A 21,722-nucleotide genomic window follows, 5' to 3' on the forward strand; every position below is an offset into this window, starting at 1 on the left:
TACAATGACAAAATTTTCGATAAAAAACTTCAAGCTTATCCTAGCCGGTGCGGCTATGATGGGAGTGGTCAGTGCCTGCGAGGTAACTGAACTGACCCCTGCCAACTTGATCCCAGATCAGGAAGCATTTGCTACTGCCGCTCGAATCGAGTCTGCGGTACTGGGCGTGTACGAATCCGCACAGCGCGGGTACTACAACGGTTCCGTGACCAACGGTCGTGGCTATCCTTTCGGAGCTGCCAACGTGGAGCAGGGTGACATGAGAGGCGAGGACATGTACAATGACCAGGCCTTCTACGAAATCACCTACAACAACTCCTACAACCCGCAGTCTGCAAACAACAACGGAATGTGGATCTCCCTGTATCGATTGATCAACCGGGCGAACATCATCCTTGAAAACATCGATCCTGCTGTAGCAAGCGGTGTGCTGACTGCTGAGAAAGCCAATGCGTACAAAGGTGAAATGCTGTTCATGAGAGCTTTGGCTCATCATGAGCTCCTGATCCACTTCGCCAGACCTTATTCTGACGATCCCGAGACCGCTGGCGTTCCTTACAGAACTTTCGCCATCAACGATGTGCCTAAAGTTCCAGACGGAGAGGCAGTTCCCCGTGGTACAGTTGGGGAAGACTATACCCAGCTTTTGGCTGACTTGGATGCTGCCGCTACTGCCTTGGGTTCAGGCAAAGGCACTGTATCCAGAGTAAGCTACGGAGCGGTAGTCGCCCTCAAGACCCGTGTCCTTCTTCACAAAGAAGATTGGGCTGGTGTATTGGCAGAGTATGAGAAAATCAAGTCTCTGTACGCAGTGACTCCTAACCCCGCCACTCCTTTCAGAGGCGGAACCAGCTCTGACAACATCTTCTCTTTCCTCAACTCAGATGCTTCCAACGGTACTGTAAACGGCGCTTTGCCAGCAATGTATGGCAACCCAGCCAACGGTGGCCGTGGTCTGGTGAAGATTTCTCCACTGATCTGGAGATCTTCCTTCTGGCTTGCCGAAGATACCCGCCGTGTAGACCTGACCAGCAGAAACGCTGCGGGTATCTACAGCGCCAAATATATCGATCCCGTAACCCGTACGGATCCAAACGTGATCCTGAGATTCTCAGAGGTAGTATTGAACGCGGCTGAGGCAAACGCACAGCTGGGCAACTTGGATGCTGCTGTAGCCCTGTTGAACACCGTAAGAAGCCGTGCACTTCCTGCATCCATTCCAGCTTTCACAGCTGCAGGTCTGGGAGGGCAGGCTGGCGTTTTGACAGCTATCTATCAGGAGCGTAGAATCGAATTCTTGGCTGAAGGCCGCAGATGGGCTGATATCCACAGACTCTCTGGTGCTGGTGTCATGAACGGCATTCCTTTGAAAGCCCAGTCCAGATCCGTGAACAACGTGGATTTCTATACCACTAGCCGTGCGATCGTGACTAGCCACGACCTTCCATACGACGACTACCGCTTCATCTGGCCAATCCCTTTGGATGAAATCCAAAACAACACATCTGCTCCAATCGCGCAGAACCCAGGTTATTGATTCTCTGGTAGCACTATTTTCAAAAGTCCGACTCGTGAGAGTCGGACTTTTTTTGTTTAGCTGAGTTCTCGGAAAGCCGCTGGGTTTTTCCGCGGGAAATTTTGTGTGCCTCAGGCGGCCAACTTTAGACCATGGGCTAAAATGCATATCTTGAGACTCCACCTAACCAAATCATTTTTATGCTAAAGACTATTATTGTCCCTGTGGACTTTTCTGACGAGGCTGGCAATGCCTTGCTTTTTGCAGCGGAGCTGTGCAAAAGGACGGACGGCCGTCTGAGTATCCTCCATGTCCTGTCTGATGAAGACAGCGAGGCGGCAGCCCTGAGCCAGCTCGAAGCTTTGGAACGCAGGCTCAAAGATTCCTTTGGGTCGGAGCTTCAATGTTCCTCCCTGCTGCTGCGGGACGGCTTGATCCCGGCATTGGAATCCCAGGTGAAAAGCCAAAACGCTGATCTGGTCGTGATGGGGACCAAAGGAGCGACGGGCCTGAAGCGGATTTTCATCGGCAGCAATACCGTCAAAGTCCTTGCCCACCTCAAGTCCCCGGTTTTGGTCGTGCCTGAGACAGCCAGGTTCGAGGCCTTCAACCGGACGGGTAAAAGCCGTGTCGTGCTGGCGACTGACCTGATGGAAGTGGGAGAAGACCAAGCGCTGGATGTACTGGCGGAGATCACCTCCCTGATGATCGAGCCCAAGCTCCGAATACTCAACGTAAGGCCTAAAAACACTAGTTTGGGTTTTGAGCAGGCAATGGAGCGCTCAGCCCTGCTGACCCGATTCCGAGAAAACATCGAAACGGAGCGCATCACGGTGTTTGACAGCAACGTGATGGACGGGATCAAGTTTTATCTGCACAAGCATGATGACACCGGCCTGCTGGCTATGGTCGCCAGGGATACAGGAGGCCTGTTTCAGCGCCATTTCACCCATGAGATGGCGTCCATCACCGAATATCCCCTTTTGGTCATGCACGGGTAGCGCGATCTGGATTCGCCTAGGCCGGTTTGCGGGAAGTTTGTTTTTCCTCCCGGCCAAGGCGCAAAAAAAGACCTGCCAGGTTTCAAAACTTGGCAGGTCTTTGCGCTTAAATAGAGAAGGCTCCCCTACTGTTTGTTCTCACGGCTGCGCTGGATGACCGCGTCCACTTTTGCCTTGGAGGCTCCATAGACTTTTCCGTTTTCGGCATCCTCGATCAGGCGGTCGATATAGCCTTGGCTGATCTCCGCGCTGTCCTTGTACTTTTTGCGCAGCTTGTCCAGCTGGGCGTGCAGCTCTTTTCGGATTTGGGCATAGGCTGGATCGTCGTAGTAGTTGTGAAGCTCCAGCGGGTCTTTTTTGCGGTCGATGAGCTCCCATCTGCCTTCGGGGAAGTAGAAGTGGACGAGCTTGTACTCTTGGGTGATGATGGCGTAGTGGCGCTGCACCATGTGCTCGGCAGGATACTCATAGTAGTGGTAGTAGACCTCCTCGCGCGTCCATTTCTTTTCGTTTCCGGTCAGCAGTGGCACCATGCTTTCTCCCTGCATGTCCTTTGGTGCCTTCACGCCCGCAGCGTCGAGGAAGGTCTGCGCAAAGTCGAGGTTTTGTACCAGCGCGTCGGAAGTAGCACCGCCTTGGGTGCGGCCAGGCCAAGCCATGAGGAGGGGAGTCTTGAAGGACTCGTCGTACACGAAGCGCTTGTCGTACCAGCCATGCTCGCCTAGGTAAAAGCCCTGGTCCGAGGTATAGACGATGATGGTGTTTTCCATCAGGTCATTGGCTTCCAGGTAGTCCAGCAGTCGGCCCACGTTTTCGTCCACGGCCTTGATGGTGCCCAGGTAGTCCTGCATGTAGCGCTGGTATTTCCACTTCATGATGTCCTCTTCGGACATGGAGGGGTATCGCTTTTTGAAGTCCTCGTTTACTTTCGTGTAGTACTTCAGGAAAGTCTCCCGCTGCGAGGGGGTAAATCGCGCCAGTTCGTTTTTGAATCGGCCTTTGTCCGGACCGATCTCGGACAGGCCCAGTTCGTCCATGGTTTCGGGGAAAAGCTTGTTGTCTCCCGCCCAGCTCATGTGTTCCAGGATATTCATCTCGGCCTCCGCGGCGGCAGGGCGCTCGGCGTAGTCGTCAAAAAGCGTCTTGGGCTCCGGGAAGGTCTTGTTGGTATATTCCTCCATGTGGCGCTCGGCCATCAGCCAAGGGCGATGCGGAGACTTGTGCAGGTACATGAGCATAAAGGGCTTTTCCTCTTCCCGGTCTTTCTCCAGCCAGTCCAGGGTCATGTCGGTCACGATGTCGGTCACGTAGCCTTCCACCTTGATATTTCCCTCCTTTTTGGTGATAAACTCCGGATTGTAATAGGAGCCTTGTCCCGGGAGGATCTTGAATTCGTCAAATCCCTTCGGGTTGTTGCCAAAGTGCAGCTTGCCAAACATGGCCGTCTGATAGCCTGCGTCCTGCAGAAGCTGTGGGAAGGTCACGTTGGTGGTGTCAAAGGCGAAATGGTTGTCCACCTTGCCGTTGAGATGGGAGTGTTTGCCGGTCAGGATGGTGGCCCGGGAGGGCGCGCAGATGGAGTTGGTCACGCTGGCCTGGGTGAAAAGAATCCCCATGTCGGCGATGCGGTCGATGTTGGGCGTCTCGATGAGACGGTCGTCGTAGGCCGAGATCGCCTGGTAGGCGTGGTCATCGGACATGATGAAGATGATGTTGGGTCGCTTGGAGGCCTGCTTGCTTCCCTGGGAAAATCCCAGCTGGGCGCTGCAGAGGCAGATCAAGACGAAGGCAAAAATCTTTGGCATGGTAAATCGGGTTAGGGTATGCTCGGCTGAAATTAGGCTTTTGCCGCTTCCTTTGCGAGAGATTTCCGCCAAAAGGCCGGAGATCTACCCAAACTGGCAAGCGGGCAAAAATAATTTGCCACTAATTTAGTGCTTTTGCCCTAATAATTTTAATTTGGCTCCAGCAAAGTCAATTTTGGCTAGCTTTAAAGACCCTATGAACCTGCATTTACTCGACGCCGTCGCCATTTTTACCTACCTCATCGGCATAGTCTGGGTGGGGATTGCCTATGCGCGGAAGAAGCGGGCGACGAGTGAAGGCTATTTCCTGGCGGGAAAGTCCCTGGACTGGAAGGTCATCGGGGCCTCCCTCTTCGCCTCCAACATCTCCACGGTGCATCTGGTGGGGCTGGCGGAGTCCGGCTTCAAGGACGGGATGCTTTGGGGAAATTTTGAGTGGTTTTCCACGGTCGAGCTCCTGATCTTGGCCTTTGTCTTCGTTCCCTTTTTTCTCAAAAGCAAGGTGGTCACGCTGCCGGAATTTTTGGAAAAAAGGTACGACTCCCGCTCCAGGATGATCTTGGCGCTGTTCAGCATTCTGGCGGCCTTGTTTATGCACATCGGGATCAGCTTCTTTGCCGGGGCGGTGGTATTTGAGGCCATCTTCGGCTGGAACATTTGGTTTTCCGTCTGCCTCATCGCCGTGGCGACCGGGGTCTATACCATCATCGGTGGGCTCTCTTCCGTGGTCTTGACCGAGTCCATCCAGACGGTGATCCTGATTCTCGGTTCACTGCTGATCACCCTGCTGGCGATTTTTGCCCTGCCGGAGATCGGCATCCATTCTCTGGCTGACCTGAAGGCTGCCGTGACTCCGGATCGCCTGAGCGCGGTAGATTTCGATGCGCAAGCCAAGGGCTTTTCCTTTCGGGACATGCTCTTTAGCCATTTGATTTTGGGGATTTGGTACTGGTGTACCGACCAGACCATCGTGCAGCGTATCCTCGGTGCCAAGGACGAAAACCAAGCCCGTCTCGGCGCGGTCTTCGCGGGATTTCTGAAGATACTCCCTCCTTTTATCATGATCCTGCCCGGAGTCTTGGCCTTTGCCCTGTTTCGCAGCGAGATCGGAGAGGATACCAAAAGCGTGCTGCCCGTCCTGATCATGCAGCTGCTGCCCGTAGGCCTGAAGGGGCTGATGGTGGCTGCCCTCCTGGCAGCGGTGATGAGCAGTGTGGCTGCGGCCCTCACCAGCTGCTCTACGCTTGTGGTCTATGACGTATTTGACCGGCTGAAGCCTGGCCTCAGCGATGGGAAAAAGATCCAAATCGGCCGCATCACCGCCGGGCTGGTGCTGGTGCTGGCGGTGCTTTGGTCCCCGTTTTTGGGAAACCTCGGCGCCATCTTCGAGCTGATCAACCAGATGTTTTCCATCTTCGCCCCTTCCATTGTCGTGGTTTTTCTTTTCGGGATACTTTCCAAAAGAGGTACCTCCCAGGCTTCTTTCCTCACCCTGCTCTTGGGAAGCGGAATAGCCGCGGGCGTCTTTTTGACCGAGAAATACCTCACGATAGGCGGCGTCCAAAACTTCATTTCCTCTCCCGATGGACTTGGCATCAACTGGATGAGCCAGACGGTGTACTTCTTCCTCGTCTCCACGGCCATCTATTGGGCCACGAGCCTTGCTGGGTCCAAGCCCGCCGCCAATCCGGCGGTGTCCAGCCTGAGCCTTTCGGGCAGTTCTCCACTGGTCATCGTCCTCAGCGTCTTGCTGATGGCCTGTATGGCGCTCGTTTATTTCATCTTCTACTGATCGTAAAAGCCCAGCCTCATGCACCTCCGCCAATCCATTTCCCCCCTTCCAAACCCCAAACCGATCGCGATCATCGGCGCGGGCGGGATCGTATGCGATGCCCACCTGCCGGCCTACAGGCAGGCGGGATGGCGGGTAGTCGGGATCTACGACCGGAGTCTGGACAGAGCATCGGCAGCGAAAGCAGCTTTTCCCCTGGTGGAAAAAGCCTGCAGCAGCCTAGACGAGCTCATCGAGACGGCGGTGGCTTCCTCGGCCATCTTTGACTTGGCAGTCCCGGCGGATCAGATCCTTGCCGTTTTGGATAAAATCCCCGAGCGTTCGGCTGTTTTGATCCAAAAGCCCATGGGCGAGACCCTCGAAGAAGCCCGGCAGATCCAGGCCCTGTGCGAGGAAAAGCAACTGGTCGCAGCCGTGAACTTCCAGCTGAAATTTGCCCCCTACATGCTCGCCCTTCAGGACTTGATGGAGCGGGGCGCGCTGGGTGAGGTCTATGACATTGAGCTGAAAGTCTGTGTGCACACGCCATGGGAGCTTTGGGATTTTCTCAAAACCAAACCCAGAATGGAGGTGCTCTACCACAGCATCCACTACCTGGACCTCGTCCGCGCCCTGGCCGGCAACCCAACCCGGGTAAGCGCTTCCCTCGCGCGGCATCCCAAGACACCGGAGCTGGCGGATGCCCGCAGCAGCATCCTGCTGGAGTATGAGGGCGCAAAGCAAGCCCGCATTCTCACCAACCACGGCCATTCCTTTGGAGGAAAACACCAGCAATCCTACCTCAAAGTGGAAGGAACCGAAGGGGCGGTCTTTATCCTTCTTGGCCTTTCCCTCGACTATCCAAAGGGTCGGCCCTCTTCCATGGAGTATTTCCAAAGCGGCTCCGACGCCGGTTGGCAGGAGATTCCACTGCAGGGGGATTGGTTTCCCGAGGCCTTCGTCGGCAGCATGGCCGTACTCCAAAACCACCTTCAAGACCCTGATTTTCCACTGATCCACTCGGTAGCAGACGCGCTTCAGACCATGGAGCTGGTCGAGCGGGTGTACCTGAGTTCCACATTTTAGCCTATGAGACAGATCCGATATATCCTCATCCTTTTGCTCGCCCTGAGTCCGCTTTTTTCTTTTTCCCAGGGGAAAAAATCCAAGCCCAACGTCTTGCTCATCCTGTCAGACGACCTGACGACCACTGCCCTGGGCAGCTATGGCAACCAAGTCGTGCAGACTCCCTACCTGGATCAATTGGCGGCTGAATCGGTCCAGTTTGACCGGGCCTATGCGCAGTTTCCGGTTTGTGGTCCGTCGAGGGCATCCATGATGTTTGGCTATTACCCCAGCGCCACGGAGACCTATGGCTACGTGAGTGGCAGGGAGCAGGTGGGCCCGGATCGCCTTTCGCTCGCGCAATGGTTTAAAAACCAAGGCTACTATACCGCGCGGGTCAGCAAGATCTATCACATGGGTGTGCCTGGGGATATCGAGAAAGGGGTAGATGGGGCAGACGATGCCGCCTCCTGGACGGAAAAGTTCAACGTAAAAGCGCCCGAGTGGCAAGCTCCCGGCAAGGCCGAGCTAGTCCAGGGCAATCCCGATGGCAGCACAGCCCGCAAGGGTGGCAACGTGATGACCATCGTGCAGGCTTCGGACAGCGAGCTGGACCATGCCGATGGAATGGCCGCGGCCAAAGCCACCGAGCTGATCCGCCAGCACAAGAAGGAGCCTTTCTTTTTAGCGGTAGGCCTGGTGCGCCCCCATGTGCCCTTCGTCGCGCCGGAGAAGTATTTTATCCCCTATCCCTGGCAGCAGATCGTGCCTCCGCCCGTGGTGGAAAATGACTGGGCGGACATTCCGGAGCGCGGGATCAACTATGTGACTACCAAAAACGGGCAGATGTCCTATGCCCAAAAGCAAAAGGCCATTGCGGGCTACTACGCCTCGGTGTCCTTCATGGACGCGCAGGTCGGCAAGATTCTGCAAACGCTGAAGGAAGAGGGATTGGAGGAGAATACCATCGTCGTCTTTGCCTCTGACCATGGCTTCCATCTGGGCGAGCATGACTTCTGGATGAAGGTGAGCCTTCACGAGGAGTCGGTGCAGGTGCCTTTCCTGATCAAGGCACCGGGAATGAAGGCCGGTACTTCCCTGTCATTTACAGAGCTGGTAGACCTCTATCCCACACTCGTGGATCTCGTGGGAGGAAAAATCCCCGGCAACATCCAAGGCAAAAGCCTGGTGCCGGTGCTGAAAGATACCCAAGCCCAAGTGCGGGATATGGCTTTCTCCGTGACCCAAAACGGGAACACTTACCTGGTTCGCACCGATCGTTGGGCCTACATCCAATACGACGAAGACGCCAAGTCCGGCATGGAGCTCTTTGACATGTATCAAGATCCGAAGCAGTTTACCAACCTTGCCGGTCTGCCTGAATACGCCGACACGCTTGCCGAGATGCAGCAGCGCCTGCGCGACAAGCTCGCCGAAGTACGAGACAATGACCTGAACAAAACCTATCGCAGCGCGAAATGAAGTTTTCCTTTTCCATCAAGCCCTTTCAATTCCTTCTGACTGTCCTTTTGCTGGGATGTTTAGGAGCGAGCACGCCTAAAAAACAACTTCGTGTGGAGTCAAAGCCCGTGGCTGCCTCCCTGGCGAAAGGCGAAAGCCAATACCTCGAAGGCCCCGCGGTGCTGAAGCTTGATGGCTATTTTGTCTGGGGGGCAAGTGTCCTGCAAGGCAGAGACGGGAAGTACCACATGGTTTTTTCCCTCTGGGAAAGCGGCCCCGAGCGGGATGTCTTCAACAACAGCTGGGTGCTGGAGAGCAAGCTGGGCTATGCGGTGTCGGACTATCCTGACCGGGATTTCAAGTTTCAAAAAATCATCCTGACGGGCGCTCTCCACGATGGAGACCAAGCATCCTGGGATGCGCAGACCGTCCACAATCCCCACCTGCGCCAGTTTGGGGACAAATACTACCTCTACTATATCGGAGGCAGGGATGCTGGGGAAGAAGTCGCTCCCGACCTCGACCGGAGATCCCGTGTGCAGCAGAGCCTCCAGATCGGCGTGATCGAATTTTCCTCCTTTGAGGATTTGCTGGCGGGAAAATTTGAACGGCCTACCGAGCCGCTGCTCAGTCCACGCACCCGTGTCAAAGCAGACCAAGTCCTGCTGCCCTCAGCTCCCGGCACGGAAGTGAAGCCGGACAACCTCATCGTGGTGAATCCCTCCGTGGACTACAATCCGAATACCGGCGAGTACATGCTGTTTTTCAAAGGCAACATCTACGAGCCGCACTGGAAAGGGGTGCATGGCGTGGCCACGAGCAAGAGCCCCACGGGGCCTTTCGTTCCCAAGGACAACTTCATCTTTGACGTGAAGATGCCGGACGGCTCCTTTGCCAGCGCGGAGGATCCCTATGTCTGGTACTCCAAGGCCTATGGCCGCTTTTTTGCCGTGGTCAAGGACTTCACCGGGAGGATTTCCGGAGGCAATCCCAAGGATTTGGCGATCCTGGAGTCCCAAGATGGGATAGACTGGAAGCTGGGCGAATATCCCCAGTTTCTCAAGCCGGAGATCACTTTGGCCGATGGGTCGCTGCAGAAGCTGAGCCGCCTAGAGCGCCCCCAGCTTTTGCTGGACAAGAAGGGCATCCCCCGCTACCTCTACGCCGCCGCGGCGGTGGACAATGTCAACGGCAAGAAGGACGGAAGCTCCTTCAACGTCCACATTCCCCTGAAAATCAACTAAGCAATCAACCAAAATGCGGGCATCGATCCCGCATACCTAGCCTATTAACCTAAATGAAAAAAACACTGGTAATCAAAAGGGGACTATCGAGCGACATGCGTTTTGACCTGAAAAACGGTGCCGGCTCCGATGCGGTTCATGTCAATCCAGTCTATGCCTACGCGGTGTGCAAGCTACAGACCGACAGCCCCATCGAGGGAATAGGGCTGGCCTTCACCCTCGGCGCGGGCAACCGAATCGTGTGCGATGCCATCGACTACCTCGTCAAGCATATCGAGGGAAGGGAAATCCACGAGCTGATGGCGGACTTTGGTACGGTGTACAAGAAGATGGCCGACGACCCCAATTTCCGCTGGCTTGGCCCGCACAAAGGGGTCGTGCAGCTCGCGCTTGCCGCCGTGGTGAACGCTTGCTATGACCTCTGGGCGAAAGCCGAAGAAGTGCCGCTCTGGAAGTTGCTCACCGACCTGAGCCCCGAGGCGCTGGTCAACACGCTGGACTTTTCCTACTACGAAGACATCCTGACCCGAGCCGAAGCCATGCAGCTACTCCAGAGCCAAAAGGAAACCCGGCTCGAACGGGAGCTGATCGTGGAGACCGGCTATCCCGGCTACGACACCTCCGTGGGTTGGTTTAACTACTCCGATGAGCAGGTGCTGCGCAACGTACAGGAGGCCATGGAGCAGGGCTTCACCGCCATGAAGCTGAAAGTCGGCTCCAAGAGCGCCGAGCGGGACATCCGGAGGGCGCGGATCGTGCGGAAAGCTGCGGGTGAGGATGCGACGATCATGTTTGACGCCAACCAGCAGTGGAATCTGCCCCAGGCTATAGAGATCTGTAGGCAGCTGAAGGAGCTCAACCCCTTTTGGATCGAGGAGCCGACCCATCCCGACGACGTGCTGGCCCATGTTAGGCTGGCCGAGACGGTGAAAGTGCCTTTGGCGCTGGGCGAGCATGTGCCCAACAAGATCATTTTCAAAAACTTCCTCCAGTCGGGCTGCATGTCGTTTAACCAAGTCGATGCCGTGCGGGTAGGCGGCGTATCGGAGTTTATCCTGATCAGCCTGCTTTCGAAGAAAATGAACGTGCCGGTCGTACCCCATGTGGGCGACATGGGACAGATCCACCAGCATTTGGTGTTGTTTAACCATATCTCCGTGGGGCACCCGGCGCTCCTGCTGGAGCATATTCCCCATTTGAGGGACTATTTCAAGTTTCCGGTCACCATCGTGGACGGCAAATACATCACGCCCCAGCAGCCGGGCATGAGCGCGGATTTGATCTGATTGGGGCCAAAGCCAAAAAGCTTGGCTATTTTCCCAAAGAAGAAAGAACCAAAGGCTATGCGGAGGAGAGCCCCCGCCCAACCCATTTTTCAGGATACCATGCACAAGAACCATACGCTTTACCTTCTAGCCAGCCTCTGCCTGCTGCTAGGCTACACCCCCTCCCTGGCGCAGGACAAAGTAGCAGTAGCTCCCAAAGAACTGGACACGCAGGTCTGGTACGACCGGCCTGCGGAGGCCTGGACGGAAGCCATCCCCATCGGCAATGGCTACATGGGTGCCATGGTGTTTGGCGGGATAGGAAGAGAACGCATCCAGCTCAATGAGGGCACGCTGTACTCCGGCGACCCGGATTACACCTACAAGGGGATGAATGTGCGCAAGCAGTATCCCGAAGTGATGGCGCTGCTGGAGGCTGGGGAATACAAACAGGCGCAGGATGTCATCCAGGCCGATTGGCTGGGACGGGCACAGGAGTGCTTTCAGCCTTTGGGTGATTTGTGGATGGATTTTGGGCACGAAGAGGCTACGGTGAAAGAATACAAAAGAAGCCTCGATCTGGAGACGGCCGTGGTAAAGGTCAGCTACAAAGTGGGCGAGGTCACCTATACCCGGGAGTATTTTGCCAGCTATCCCGATCGTCTGATCGCTGTGCGGGTCAGCGCGGACCGTCCCGGCCAAGTCGATTGCAAGCTGAGTCTCTCCACGCCCCATGAGCCCACGGAAAAGACATTTGTAGAAAAAGAACAGCTTGTGCTAAAGGGAAAGGCCCCCGGGATCGCGCTGAGGCGTGACCTCAAGTCGGTGATGGCGAGAGGGGATCAGTACAAGTATCCGGAGATTTTTGACCTGGACGGGAGCGTCAGGCCCGGAGCCAGCGAAGTGATGTACGACGACCAGGTCTTTGGCCTTGGCATGGCATTCGACACGCGTGTGGAGACACGAGTACAGGGAGGAAAGCTCGAGTATGGCGAAGCTTCCGTCTCGGTGAGCCGGGCAGATGAGGTGGTTTTTATTCTCTCAGCTGCGACCAGCTTCAATGGATTTGACAAATCTCCGGCTTTCGAGGGAGTGGATGAGGAGGCCAAAGTAAAAGCTTTGCTGGGGCAAGCGCACTCCAAGAGCTATGAAAACCTGCGCCAAAGCCACGTGGAGGACTATCAAAACCTATTCGGTCGAGTGAAAATCAGCCTGGCGAAAAAGTCCAGCCAGTCGGCGCTCCCTACCGACCAGCGGGTGAAATTCTTCGAAAACGGCAAAGATCCATCCTTGGTCGGCCTGTACTTCCAGTTTGGGCGGTACCTGATGATCGCGGGTTCCCGTCCCGGAGGGCAGCCGCTCAACCTGCAGGGAATCTGGAACGAGCAGGTCATCCCGCCCTGGGCCAGTGCCTACACCATGAACATCAATCTGGAGATGAACTATTGGCCGGCGGAAGTGACCAACCTCTCCGAGTGCCACGAGCCGCTTTTTGCCGCAATCAAAGAGCTGGCGGTCAATGGGAAGGCCACGGCCAAGGACATGTTTGGCAGCCAAGGCTGGACAGGCAACCACAACATGTCCATCTGGAGGCAGACCGAGCCGGTGGATTTTTGCGCCTGTTCCTTTTGGCCCATGGTGGCGGGCTGGCTCACCAGTCACCTCTGGGAGCACTATCTTTTCACCGGGGACGTGGAGTTTTTGCGTGCGGAACTTTTCCCACTTTTGGAGGGCGCGGTGATGTTTTACAAAGATTGGCTGGTGGCCAATGACTCGGGTTACCTCGTGACGCCCGTAGGCCACAGTCCCGAAAACCAGTTTGTCTTCCGAGAAAAAGAGACTTCCACCCAAAGCCCCGGACCCACCATGGATATGGCCATCATTCGGGAGTCATTTGCGCGTTATTTGGATGCCAGCAGGCTTTTGGGGTATGAGACCGGATTGACTGCAGAAATTGCCGAGAAGCTGGAAAGACTCCTGCCCTATCAGATCGGCAAGCATGGACAGCTGCAGGAGTGGCAGTTTGACTTTGACGAGCAGGATCCTGAGCATCGGCATATTTCCCATCTCTATGGCTTTCATCCCGGCAACCAGATCAATTTGGAGCAAAATCCAGCGCTGAGCGCCGCAGTGAGGCAAAGCATGGAGCGGCGGACTGACCAGGCGACCGGCTGGTCTATGGGCTGGAAGGTGAACGTCTGGGCTAGGCTCCACGACGGAGACCGGGCGCTGAAGCTGCTGACCGACCTCCTGCATCTGGTCAGGGAAGGTGAGGCTGGCACCAGCAGGAGCGGTACCTACACCAATCTTTTTGACGCGCATCCACCCTTCCAGATCGACGGGAACTTTGGTGCTACGGCAGGCGTGGCAGAGATGCTTTTGCAGAGCCATGCCGGCAAGGTCGAGCTCCTTCCTGCATTGCCCGAGGCATGGGCGGAGGGAAAAATCACCGGACTCAAGGCCAGAGGAGGCTTCGAAGTGGATATGGAGTGGGAAAAAGGGAAGCTGAAGCAAGGCCAAATCCTCTCGCAGAAGGGCGGGCTGCTGCCTATCCGGTCAAAGACTCCGCTGAGGTTTGGAAAAGAAGTCCGTCTGGTAAAGGGCGGGGAAAACTCCTTGCTGCAGCCCATCGATCCCGGTGCTCCCCTCGTCCACCATCCTGAGAAGCTTGACGTCGAGGACTCCGAGCGGTCTTACGAGTATTTCATCCAAACCCAAGCAGGTGAGGTGCTTGTGTTTAGCGGGAGGTGATGGGAATCCTTAAAAAATCAGGGAGTCAGACTGGAATTCGTCTCGGTTTTGTTCTCCATCCAGCCTGATTTTGAGACAATAGGAAGCCGAGGCTAAATTTATTTATTGCTAAAAATCAGCCGGTTATATTTTTTATTAGGGCAATAGGCCAATTTTTTTAACCGATCAATAGGGCTTTTGCCCTATTATGGATACCTTCCCTTCGGATATTCAGAATATTCAGTTCCAGACTGTAGCTGAATGGAGATCCGGCTTTTCATAATCCATCCCTAACCTCATGTTTCGTATGATTGACTCTACGATTGTGACCCGGCCAAAATCCACGAAAGCGGCCGGAATCATCTCTCCACCTTGGAGGCTCTTCACCTGCTGCGTGGCGCTGCTTTTCCTGATGATGGGACAGCAAGCACGAGCACAAGAGGCTCTTTCAGTTTCCGGTACGGTGATAGACCAGGAGGCGCAGCTTCCGCTGCCAGGTCTGACCGTCATGGTAAAAGGTACCACCACAGGTACTGTCACCGATGCCAATGGAAAGTATTCCATTCGTGTTCCTTCCACCAGCTCCACCTTGGTCTTTAGCTACATCGGCTACGCCACCCAGGAAATCCTGGTGGGCAACCAAACCCAGATCAACGTCACCATGGGGCAGGATGTCTCCTCACTTGATGAGGTGGTCGTGGTGGGATATGGTACCCAAAAGAAAGCCAACCTGACCGGCTCGGTAGCAAATGCCGACATGGCCGTGGTGGCTGACCGGCCGATCACCAACCTGACCCAAGGACTCCAAGGAGCCGTGCCTGGCCTCAACATCGCCAGCAACAGCGGTACGCCAGGCCAAAATCCCAGCATCAACATCCGAGGCGCTACCAGCATCAACGGTGGCCAGCCTTTGGTCTTGGTAGACGGTACCCAGATGAACATCAACAACATCAACCCACAGGATGTCGAAAGCGTCACGGTGCTGAAGGATGCGGCATCCGCTGCGATCTACGGTTCTCGGGCCGCCTTTGGTGTGATTCTGATCACGACCAAGAAAGGTGCAAGAAACACCAAGCCGCAGATCAGCTACTCGGGTAATTTCTACTCCGCAAGTCCTACGATCATCCCTGACAAGGTGGATAGCTACAAGTATGCCTTGTACGCCAACAGCATGCTGACCAGCACCAACTCCGCGAAGTACTTCAACGACGAGCATCTGGCCCTGATCAAAGACCGGGTAGATGGCGTGATCACCAACGACTATACGCTGAAGGCCAATGGCACCTCCTACTACGAGCATGCCAACACCAAGTGGGAAGACCTGATGTACGATGATGCAGCTGTGGGACAAAACCATAACCTGTCCGTCTCTGGCGGTACCGAAAAAACCACCTATCGCGCCTCTTTCGCCTACGCAAAAGACGGTGGCATCGTGAAGGTGGGCAACGACAAGTACGAGCGCTACAACTTCAACACCAACATGAGCACCGAGGTGCGGAAGTGGCTGGTGGCAAAAGCCCAGGTCAACTTTACCTCTGCGGAGACCGACCTCCACAACCTCCCCGGCGGCAACTTTGGTCCATCCATCTTCCACGTCATCTGGAGAGCGAGACCGACATGGACTCCCTACTACGACGTCGATGGTGTGCCTTATCAGACCTTCAGCCGACTGAATCCCCTCGCTACCATTGAGAAGGGCGGACGGGATCTCGACAAGACTTACAACCTGAATACCAAGGCTGGTGTAGAAATGACCTTCGAAGACTTCCAGGTGTTTTCCAACTACACTTTCAACCCCATCTTCAGAGAGGGACAGCGTAACCACAAGCAGTTCTATTCCATCCAGCCTTGGAACAACCTGACTGTAAGCCCTGAAAGTGAGGCTTCCTACATCGAGCGTACCCACAACAATAGCTATTACTATGCCTTTGATATCTATGGGAAATACGCCAAGACCTTCGCCGAAGTCCACCAGGTACAGGCTACCTTGGGCTTCAACCAAGAGAATATGATCAGCACCTACGAGCGTGGCTACAACACCCTGCTGATCAGCGACGACGTGCCCTCCCTATCCAATACCTTGGGTACTCCGCTGGTGTCTGATGACCACGACGAGTGGGCTTTGCGCAGCGTGTTTGCCCGTGTGAACTACAACTACAAAGAAAAATATCTGCTCGAGTTCAACGGGCGCTATGACGGCTCTTCCCGATTTGCCAAGGACAGCCGCTACGGCTTCTTCCCGTCTGTATCGGCAGGCTGGAAAGTGTCCGATGAGGCATTTTTGAAAGATGCCACCTGGATCAACCTCCTGAAAGTAAGAGGCTCCTACGGTGACCTGGGCAACCAAAACTCCGCTTTCCTCTATCCATTTGTGGGATACAACACCACGCTGCAGACCAACTGGATCACCAATGGCACCCGTCCTATCGGCCTCAGTCCACAAAACCCCATCTCTGCCAGCAGAACTTGGGAGACCGTTTCCTCCGTCAACTTCGGTGCGGACATGATGTTCTTCAAGGGCAGGATGGACCTGACCTTCGACGTGTACAGACGTGATACCAAAGGCATGCTCGTGCCGGGACAGGCGCTGCCGGGAATCTTCGGCGCACCGGCTCCCCAAGCAAACGCAGCCGACCTCCGGGTGAATGGCTGGGAGACCGCGATTGGCTGGATGGACGAGTTCAGCTCTGGCTTGCGATACAACGTGAACCTGGTCCTTGCTGACAGCAAAGGCGAGATCACCAAATACGACAACCCCAACAATTCCCTTGCGGTAGCCTACTACACTGGCAAAACCATCGGGGAGATCTGGGGCTTTGAGACGGTGGGTCTTTTCCAATCCCAAGAGGAAATCAACGACGCACCCAACCACGGTACCCTGAGCGGTGGCAACCTGATCCGTCCAGGCGATGTGCGCTATGCCGACCTCAATGGCGACGGCGTCATCAACAACGGAAAGAACACCTTGGAAGATCCGGGAGACAGAAGAGTCATCGGAAACGCCTCCCCAAGATACACCTATGGTATCCGCGGGGGAGTGGGCTACAAAGGCTTTGACCTGAGCGTATTCTTCCAAGGAGTAGCCAAGCGCGACTTCTGGATTGACGGGCCAATCATGTTTGGTGGAGACGGCGGTATCGGCAACATGATCGTCACCAACTACCTCTATGACAATGTCTGGAGCGATGGGTCTGATGGACTGCCGGTCAACACCGACGCCTACTACTTCAGACCGAGCCAGACTTCCGTAGTGGACCGAAACACCCTGGTGCAGACGCGATACCTGCAGGATGCGAGCTATCTGCGACTGAAAAACCTGACCGTGGGATATACCTTCTCCAATGAGCTCCTGAGCAAGATCAACCTCACGTCCGCAAGGGTGTTTGTCTCTGGCGAAAACCTCGTCACCTTCACCAAGCTCAATCCAAACTTTGACCCTGAAGTGTTGGATCCAGGCCAGGACAACCTGGGCGGTACCAGCTTCTCCAACGGTGGAGGCCAGTCCGGTAAGCTCTATCCGCTGTCGAAGAGAGTTTCTTTCGGTGTATCCGTAGGCTTCTAATCCCCAAACGATCCGATTATGAAAAATTTGAAATATTACCTTTTCGCGCTTTCGGGACTGTTGATGTCCTGCAACGACGAGTTTCTAGATACAGAACCCACCACCCAGATCAACGACGCAACCTTTTGGAAGTCGCCGTCCGATCTGAAGATCTACAACAACCAGCTCTATTCGGTCTATCTGAATGGGCTGGGCTACGGTCGGGGCGGGTTTACCGCAGGCATGTACACCGATGATATGCTGAGCGACAACGCCTTTTCCGAGACCCCTTCCGCAGTACGGATGGGGATCAACACCTCCAACTCCCCCGGCCTGAGCAACTGGAGCTGGAGCTTGGTGAGAAACATCAACCTGATGTTGGAAAAAGCGGAGGCATCCCCTATCGAGCAGAGCATCAAAAACCAATACATGGCTGAGGCCCGCCTGATCCGTGCCTTGGACTACTACGACAAGCTGAAGCTCTACGGGCAGCTGCCTATCGTAGACCGCGTTTTGGAGGTGGATGACGAGCTGCTCTACGCCCCACAGTCCAGCCGCGACGAGGTGATGGCGTTTATCCTTTCAGACCTGGATTTTGCTGTCGCAAACATGGTCAGCACGGCTGAAGCCAACCGCTTTGACAAGATGATCGCGCAGTCCTACCGCGCCAGGATTTTGCTCCACGAGGGTACTTTCAGAAAATACCACGGCCTGGGCAACGAGACGACTTTCCTACAGGAAGCCGTAAAGTCTGCGCAGGAAGTGATGAACTCCGGCAAGTATGCGATCAATGTCACGGGGGCCTATGGTGCGCTGTTTTCCCAGCTGAACCTGTCGGGCAACAAAGAAGTGATCTTCTACCGCGACTATGACGATGCCCTGCAGCTGTACCACAACCTGAGCAACCTGATCACCCACGTCAACGGAGCGATCATGGGCGGCACCAAAGACCTCGTGCAGGACTACCTCTGCGTGGACGGTCTTCCTATCGACGAAAGCCCGCTTTACAAAGGGGATGACAACATCACCAACGAGTTTACCAACCGTGACAAGCGTTTGGCGGAGACTTTTGCCAAGCCAGGAACCTATTTTGTCACCGGCAAGATCAATCTCAATTCCGTTCCGGGCGGGTTCGCAGTGACCGCTACGCCTTCCGGGTACCAGATTGCCAAGTACTTCAACGCCTCCCAGGACAACCAGGCTTGGGACCGAGCCTTTGCCGATGCGCCGTTGATCCGCTATGCGGAAATCCTCCTGATCCTCGCAGAAGCCAAGGCCGAACTCAATACCTTGACCCAGGCGGACCTGGACCTGACGATCAACGTCCTGAGAAAGAAAGCCGGAGTGGCTCCGTTGGCAGCGACCCATGCTTCCCTGCTGCAGGAGGTACGCCGGGAGCGCAGGGTGGAGTTGGCTTTCGAAGGCTTCCGCTACGACGATCTGATCCGATGGAAAGAAGGAGCCCAGCTCTCCGAGCCGGTGATTGGCCTGAAATTCAATGCCGACGACATCACCAATGCGAGCAAATTCGTGATTGGCCAGCATATCCAGCTGGATGAAAACGGCTACATCTTGTCACCGAACAGCTATGCTTTCGACGAGAGCAAAAACTATTACTTCCCGGTGCCTCTCAATGAGCTTTCGCTCAATCCAAACCTGAACCAAACCCCAGGCTGGGAGTAGCGCCAGGACGAGAGCCGGTTAAAAAAAGGGGGCCAAAATCCCCCTTTTTCATTTTCAAGCGTTTAATTTTCCAAATCAATTTTTCCGACAGGACAGAGACTAGAAAAACATGGCTAAAATCAAGACCAAAGACAAAATCCTCTCCGTAGCGATCCGCATGTTTAATGAGTCTGGAATCCAGGGGGTTACCTCTCGGCATATCGCGGCAGAGATGGGCATCAGCCACGGAAATCTCGACTATCACTACCACACCAAGGAAGACCTCCTCCTGGCGATCTACGACAAGATGCGGGCTGAGGCCTCTGAGGCGTACACCATCAGGGAGTCCAATATTTCCTCGCTGATGCACTTCCAGCGCATGGTCGCTGGGTTGGAGGAGTTTCAGTACCGGTACCGCTTTTTCAATCTGGACGTCCTGGAGATCAGCCGGTCTTTCCCGGAGGTGAACAAAAAAATCCAGGAAACGCTGATTCTCCGCAAGCAGCAGGCGCAGCAGCTCTTTGAGGAGTTTTTGAAAGATGGCTATGTGAGCTTTCCCGACGAGGACGTGATGGAGCGCATACAGCATACGATCCGCATTGTGATCACCTTTTGGCTGTCCCAGCTAGAGGTGATCTCTCCATACAAGTTTAGGCAAAAGGGAGAGATGGTGCGGCTGGTCTGGAATACCATCCTGCCCTACCTCACGCCAGCGGGCAAGGAAGAATACGACCGCATCCAAGAGTCCGCCCCCTCGGAGCTGACAAACTAAAAGGAATCCCAAAAGACAAGAAAACCCGCGACATCCAAACCGCGGGTTTTTTGTTGGGTTAGTCCTTCCCCGCCAGCAATCCCTTTTCCAAAAGCGGAATCCTAAACTTTTCCAACTCAGAAGGCTGGTGGGCTTGCTTGAAGATGGCCTCGGCCTGGGCCAAAATCTCGGGATGAACGGAGGCCACATTGGTCGTTTCGGTAGGATCAGTGGCGAGTTGGTACAGCTCCAGCGTAGGAGCTTGCTTGTCGCTGAGGTGCTGGCGGATCAGCTTCCAGTCTCCAAATCGTATGGCCACCTGCCCCCCATACTCCGGAAACTCCCAGTACAGGTATTCGTGCTGCTTCTGTTCTCCCTTGCCAAGCAAAGTGGGCAGGATACTCAGGCCGTCGTTTGCAGGGACATCGAAACCGGCGATTTCCCCGAACGTCGCCATCATGTCGATGTGGGAGGAGAGCAGGTCGGATTTTGTCCCGGCGGCGATTTTGCCAGGCCAGCTGGCGATCATCGGCACGCGTATGCCCCCTTCGTGTACATGGCCCTTGATTTTGGCAGGGTCTTCGGTGAAGGGCCCGGCGGAGTTAAACCACTCCGAGTCGGTGCCTCCATTGAAGGTCGGCCCGTTGTCGGAGGTGAAGATGATCAGCGTGTTTTCGTACAGTCCTTCGCTTTTCAGGTGCTCGACGAGCTTGCCGACGTTTTCGTCCAGGTAAGAGACCATGGCGGCGTAGGCGGCTCGGGGGTTTTTATGCGGGAAATAGCCCTTGTTGCCCAAGTAGGGAGTTTCGTTTCCAAACTTTTTCTCGTAATAATCCACCCAGCGCTGCGGAGCCTGTAGCGCCACGTGGGGGATCGGCGTGGCCCAGTAGAAGTAGAAAGGCTGGTTTTTGTTTTCGGAGATGAAGTTCACCATCTCGGCAAACATGAGGTCTGGGGCGTAGTCCACCTGGTTGAAGTCCGCATAGCTCTCTGCCCGCTTGGGATCGGCCCCTTCGGCCAGCTTGGTGCTGGGAGCCACGAGCTTGTTGCGGAGGGGGACGCGGTTTTCGTTTTTGTAGAGGTGGACGGGGTAGTAGGTATGGGCCTGACGCTGGCAGTTGTACCCGTAGAAGAAGTCAAAGCCCATCTTCGTCGGGATGGACTGGGTCTGCGGCGCACCCAGGCCCCATTTTCCTACGCTCCCGGTCTTGTAGCCGACGGATTGCAGTCTTTTGGGGAAAAGCACGGTGCCTTCTGGGAGTGGACGCTGGCCTTCGAGCGTGGAGTCGGCTTCCATATCGGCAAAGTTCCAGACGTCTCCACCCGAGGGGGAATCCCGCTCACGCCACTCGTCATTGCCCCGGATGTAGGCATGGCCGGAGTGCTGCCCGGTCATGAGCATGTATCTGGCCGGGGCGCAGACCGGTGCTCCAGAGTAGTGTTGGGTAAAGATCATGCCGCCTCTGGCCAGCGCGTCGATGTTGGGGGTCTCGATCTTGGTGCTGCCAAAAGCGCCCAGATCGCCATAGCCCAGGTCATCGGCGAGGATGTAGATGATGTTGGGTTTTTGAGGGTTTGCTGCGGTGCTGGTGGTCTCGGCAGGCTTGCAGGCGAAAGCCAGGACTAGCAGAAAAGCATTGAGGGGTAGTGTTTTCATTGGTTGTCTGTAGATATTTTTAGTACCTATGAGTGTTGTCACTTACAGATTTTTTGGTCAAGAAATAGGATGAGTGGGTGTGGGCACTCATTTGGCATGCTGCTTCTTTGTTCTTTTGGCTTGACCCAAAAGAACCAAAAGGTCAAGATTTGCCAAAGCTCCCACCGCACTAGGCCAAACGCTGGCTCGCTGGCAAATCCTCCCACCGCACCTATCCGAACTATATTGGGTGCTAGGCGGACGGAATTCTAAT

Annotated in this window: 13 protein-coding genes; 11 read left to right on the forward strand and 2 right to left on the reverse strand. The window is 55.2% G+C overall.

The genetic code is table 11. The annotated features are described in order from the left end of the window. Window positions 1–4: 4 nt before the first annotated feature. Window positions 5–1,537 (forward strand): RagB/SusD family nutrient uptake outer membrane protein, encoded by a 1,533-nt coding sequence (locus J0A68_RS03185; protein WP_206576734.1) that lies wholly within the window; start codon window positions 5–7, stop codon window positions 1,535–1,537. Window positions 1,538–1,716: 179 nt separating this feature from the next. Beyond that, entirely contained in the window at window positions 1,717–2,517 is an 801-nt protein-coding gene (locus tag J0A68_RS03190) for a universal stress protein (RefSeq protein ID WP_206576735.1), read from the forward strand. Window positions 2,518–2,642: 125 nt separating this feature from the next. Here the strand turns inward: J0A68_RS03190 and J0A68_RS03195 are convergent, their stop codons facing one another. Continuing rightward, the gene (locus tag J0A68_RS03195; protein WP_206576736.1) at window positions 2,643–4,322 is read right to left on the reverse strand and encodes a sulfatase family protein; all 1,680 of its coding nucleotides are present in this window, start codon (window positions 4,320–4,322) and stop codon (window positions 2,643–2,645) included. A 196-nt stretch (window positions 4,323–4,518) separates the two neighbouring features. Between J0A68_RS03195 and J0A68_RS03200 the strand changes: the two genes are divergently transcribed. From J0A68_RS03200 to J0A68_RS03240, 9 genes are all read left to right on the forward strand, one after another. Then, on the forward strand, window positions 4,519–6,114 hold the full coding sequence (locus tag J0A68_RS03200) for a sodium:solute symporter family transporter (RefSeq protein WP_206576737.1): 1,596 nt from the start codon (window positions 4,519–4,521) through the stop codon (window positions 6,112–6,114). 18 nt (window positions 6,115–6,132) lie between these two features. Further along, complete coding sequence (locus J0A68_RS03205) at window positions 6,133–7,179, forward strand: Gfo/Idh/MocA family protein (RefSeq protein ID WP_206576738.1); 1,047 nt, start codon at window positions 6,133–6,135, stop codon at window positions 7,177–7,179. A gap of 3 nt (window positions 7,180–7,182) precedes the next feature. Then, entirely contained in the window at window positions 7,183–8,640 is a 1,458-nt protein-coding gene (locus J0A68_RS03210; protein WP_206576739.1) for a sulfatase, read from the forward strand. Further along, on the forward strand, window positions 8,637–9,863 hold the full coding sequence (locus tag J0A68_RS03215; protein WP_206576740.1) for a glycoside hydrolase family protein: 1,227 nt from the start codon (window positions 8,637–8,639) through the stop codon (window positions 9,861–9,863). Before J0A68_RS03210 ends, J0A68_RS03215 begins: the two co-directional genes overlap by 4 nt. Before the next feature lie 53 nt (window positions 9,864–9,916). Beyond that, window positions 9,917–11,149 (forward strand): enolase C-terminal domain-like protein, encoded by a 1,233-nt coding sequence (locus tag J0A68_RS03220; protein ID WP_206576741.1) that lies wholly within the window; start codon window positions 9,917–9,919, stop codon window positions 11,147–11,149. A 99-nt stretch (window positions 11,150–11,248) separates the two neighbouring features. Next, window positions 11,249–13,879: a glycoside hydrolase family 95 protein gene (locus J0A68_RS03225; RefSeq protein WP_206576742.1), complete on the forward strand. Its 2,631-nt coding sequence runs from the start codon at window positions 11,249–11,251 to the stop codon at window positions 13,877–13,879. Between the two features lie 277 nt (window positions 13,880–14,156). Further along, window positions 14,157–17,420 carry a SusC/RagA family TonB-linked outer membrane protein gene (locus J0A68_RS03230; protein ID WP_206576743.1) on the forward strand — a complete coding sequence of 1,088 codons (3,264 nt, stop codon included), beginning with the start codon at window positions 14,157–14,159 and terminating at the stop codon, window positions 17,418–17,420. Window positions 17,421–17,438: 18 nt separating this feature from the next. After that, the gene (locus J0A68_RS03235; protein ID WP_206576744.1) at window positions 17,439–19,082 is read left to right on the forward strand and encodes a RagB/SusD family nutrient uptake outer membrane protein; all 1,644 of its coding nucleotides are present in this window, start codon (window positions 17,439–17,441) and stop codon (window positions 19,080–19,082) included. A 109-nt stretch (window positions 19,083–19,191) separates the two neighbouring features. Then, entirely contained in the window at window positions 19,192–19,833 is a 642-nt protein-coding gene (locus J0A68_RS03240) for a TetR/AcrR family transcriptional regulator (RefSeq protein ID WP_206576745.1), read from the forward strand. Between the two features lie 58 nt (window positions 19,834–19,891). Here the strand turns inward: J0A68_RS03240 and J0A68_RS03245 are convergent, their stop codons facing one another. Then, window positions 19,892–21,469: an arylsulfatase gene (locus tag J0A68_RS03245; RefSeq protein ID WP_206576746.1), complete on the reverse strand. Its 1,578-nt coding sequence runs from the start codon at window positions 21,467–21,469 to the stop codon at window positions 19,892–19,894. Window positions 21,470–21,722: the final 253 nt, after the last annotated feature.

The organism is Algoriphagus oliviformis (assembly GCF_017254915.1).
Lineage (GTDB): Bacteria > Bacteroidota > Bacteroidia > Cytophagales > Cyclobacteriaceae > Algoriphagus > Algoriphagus oliviformis.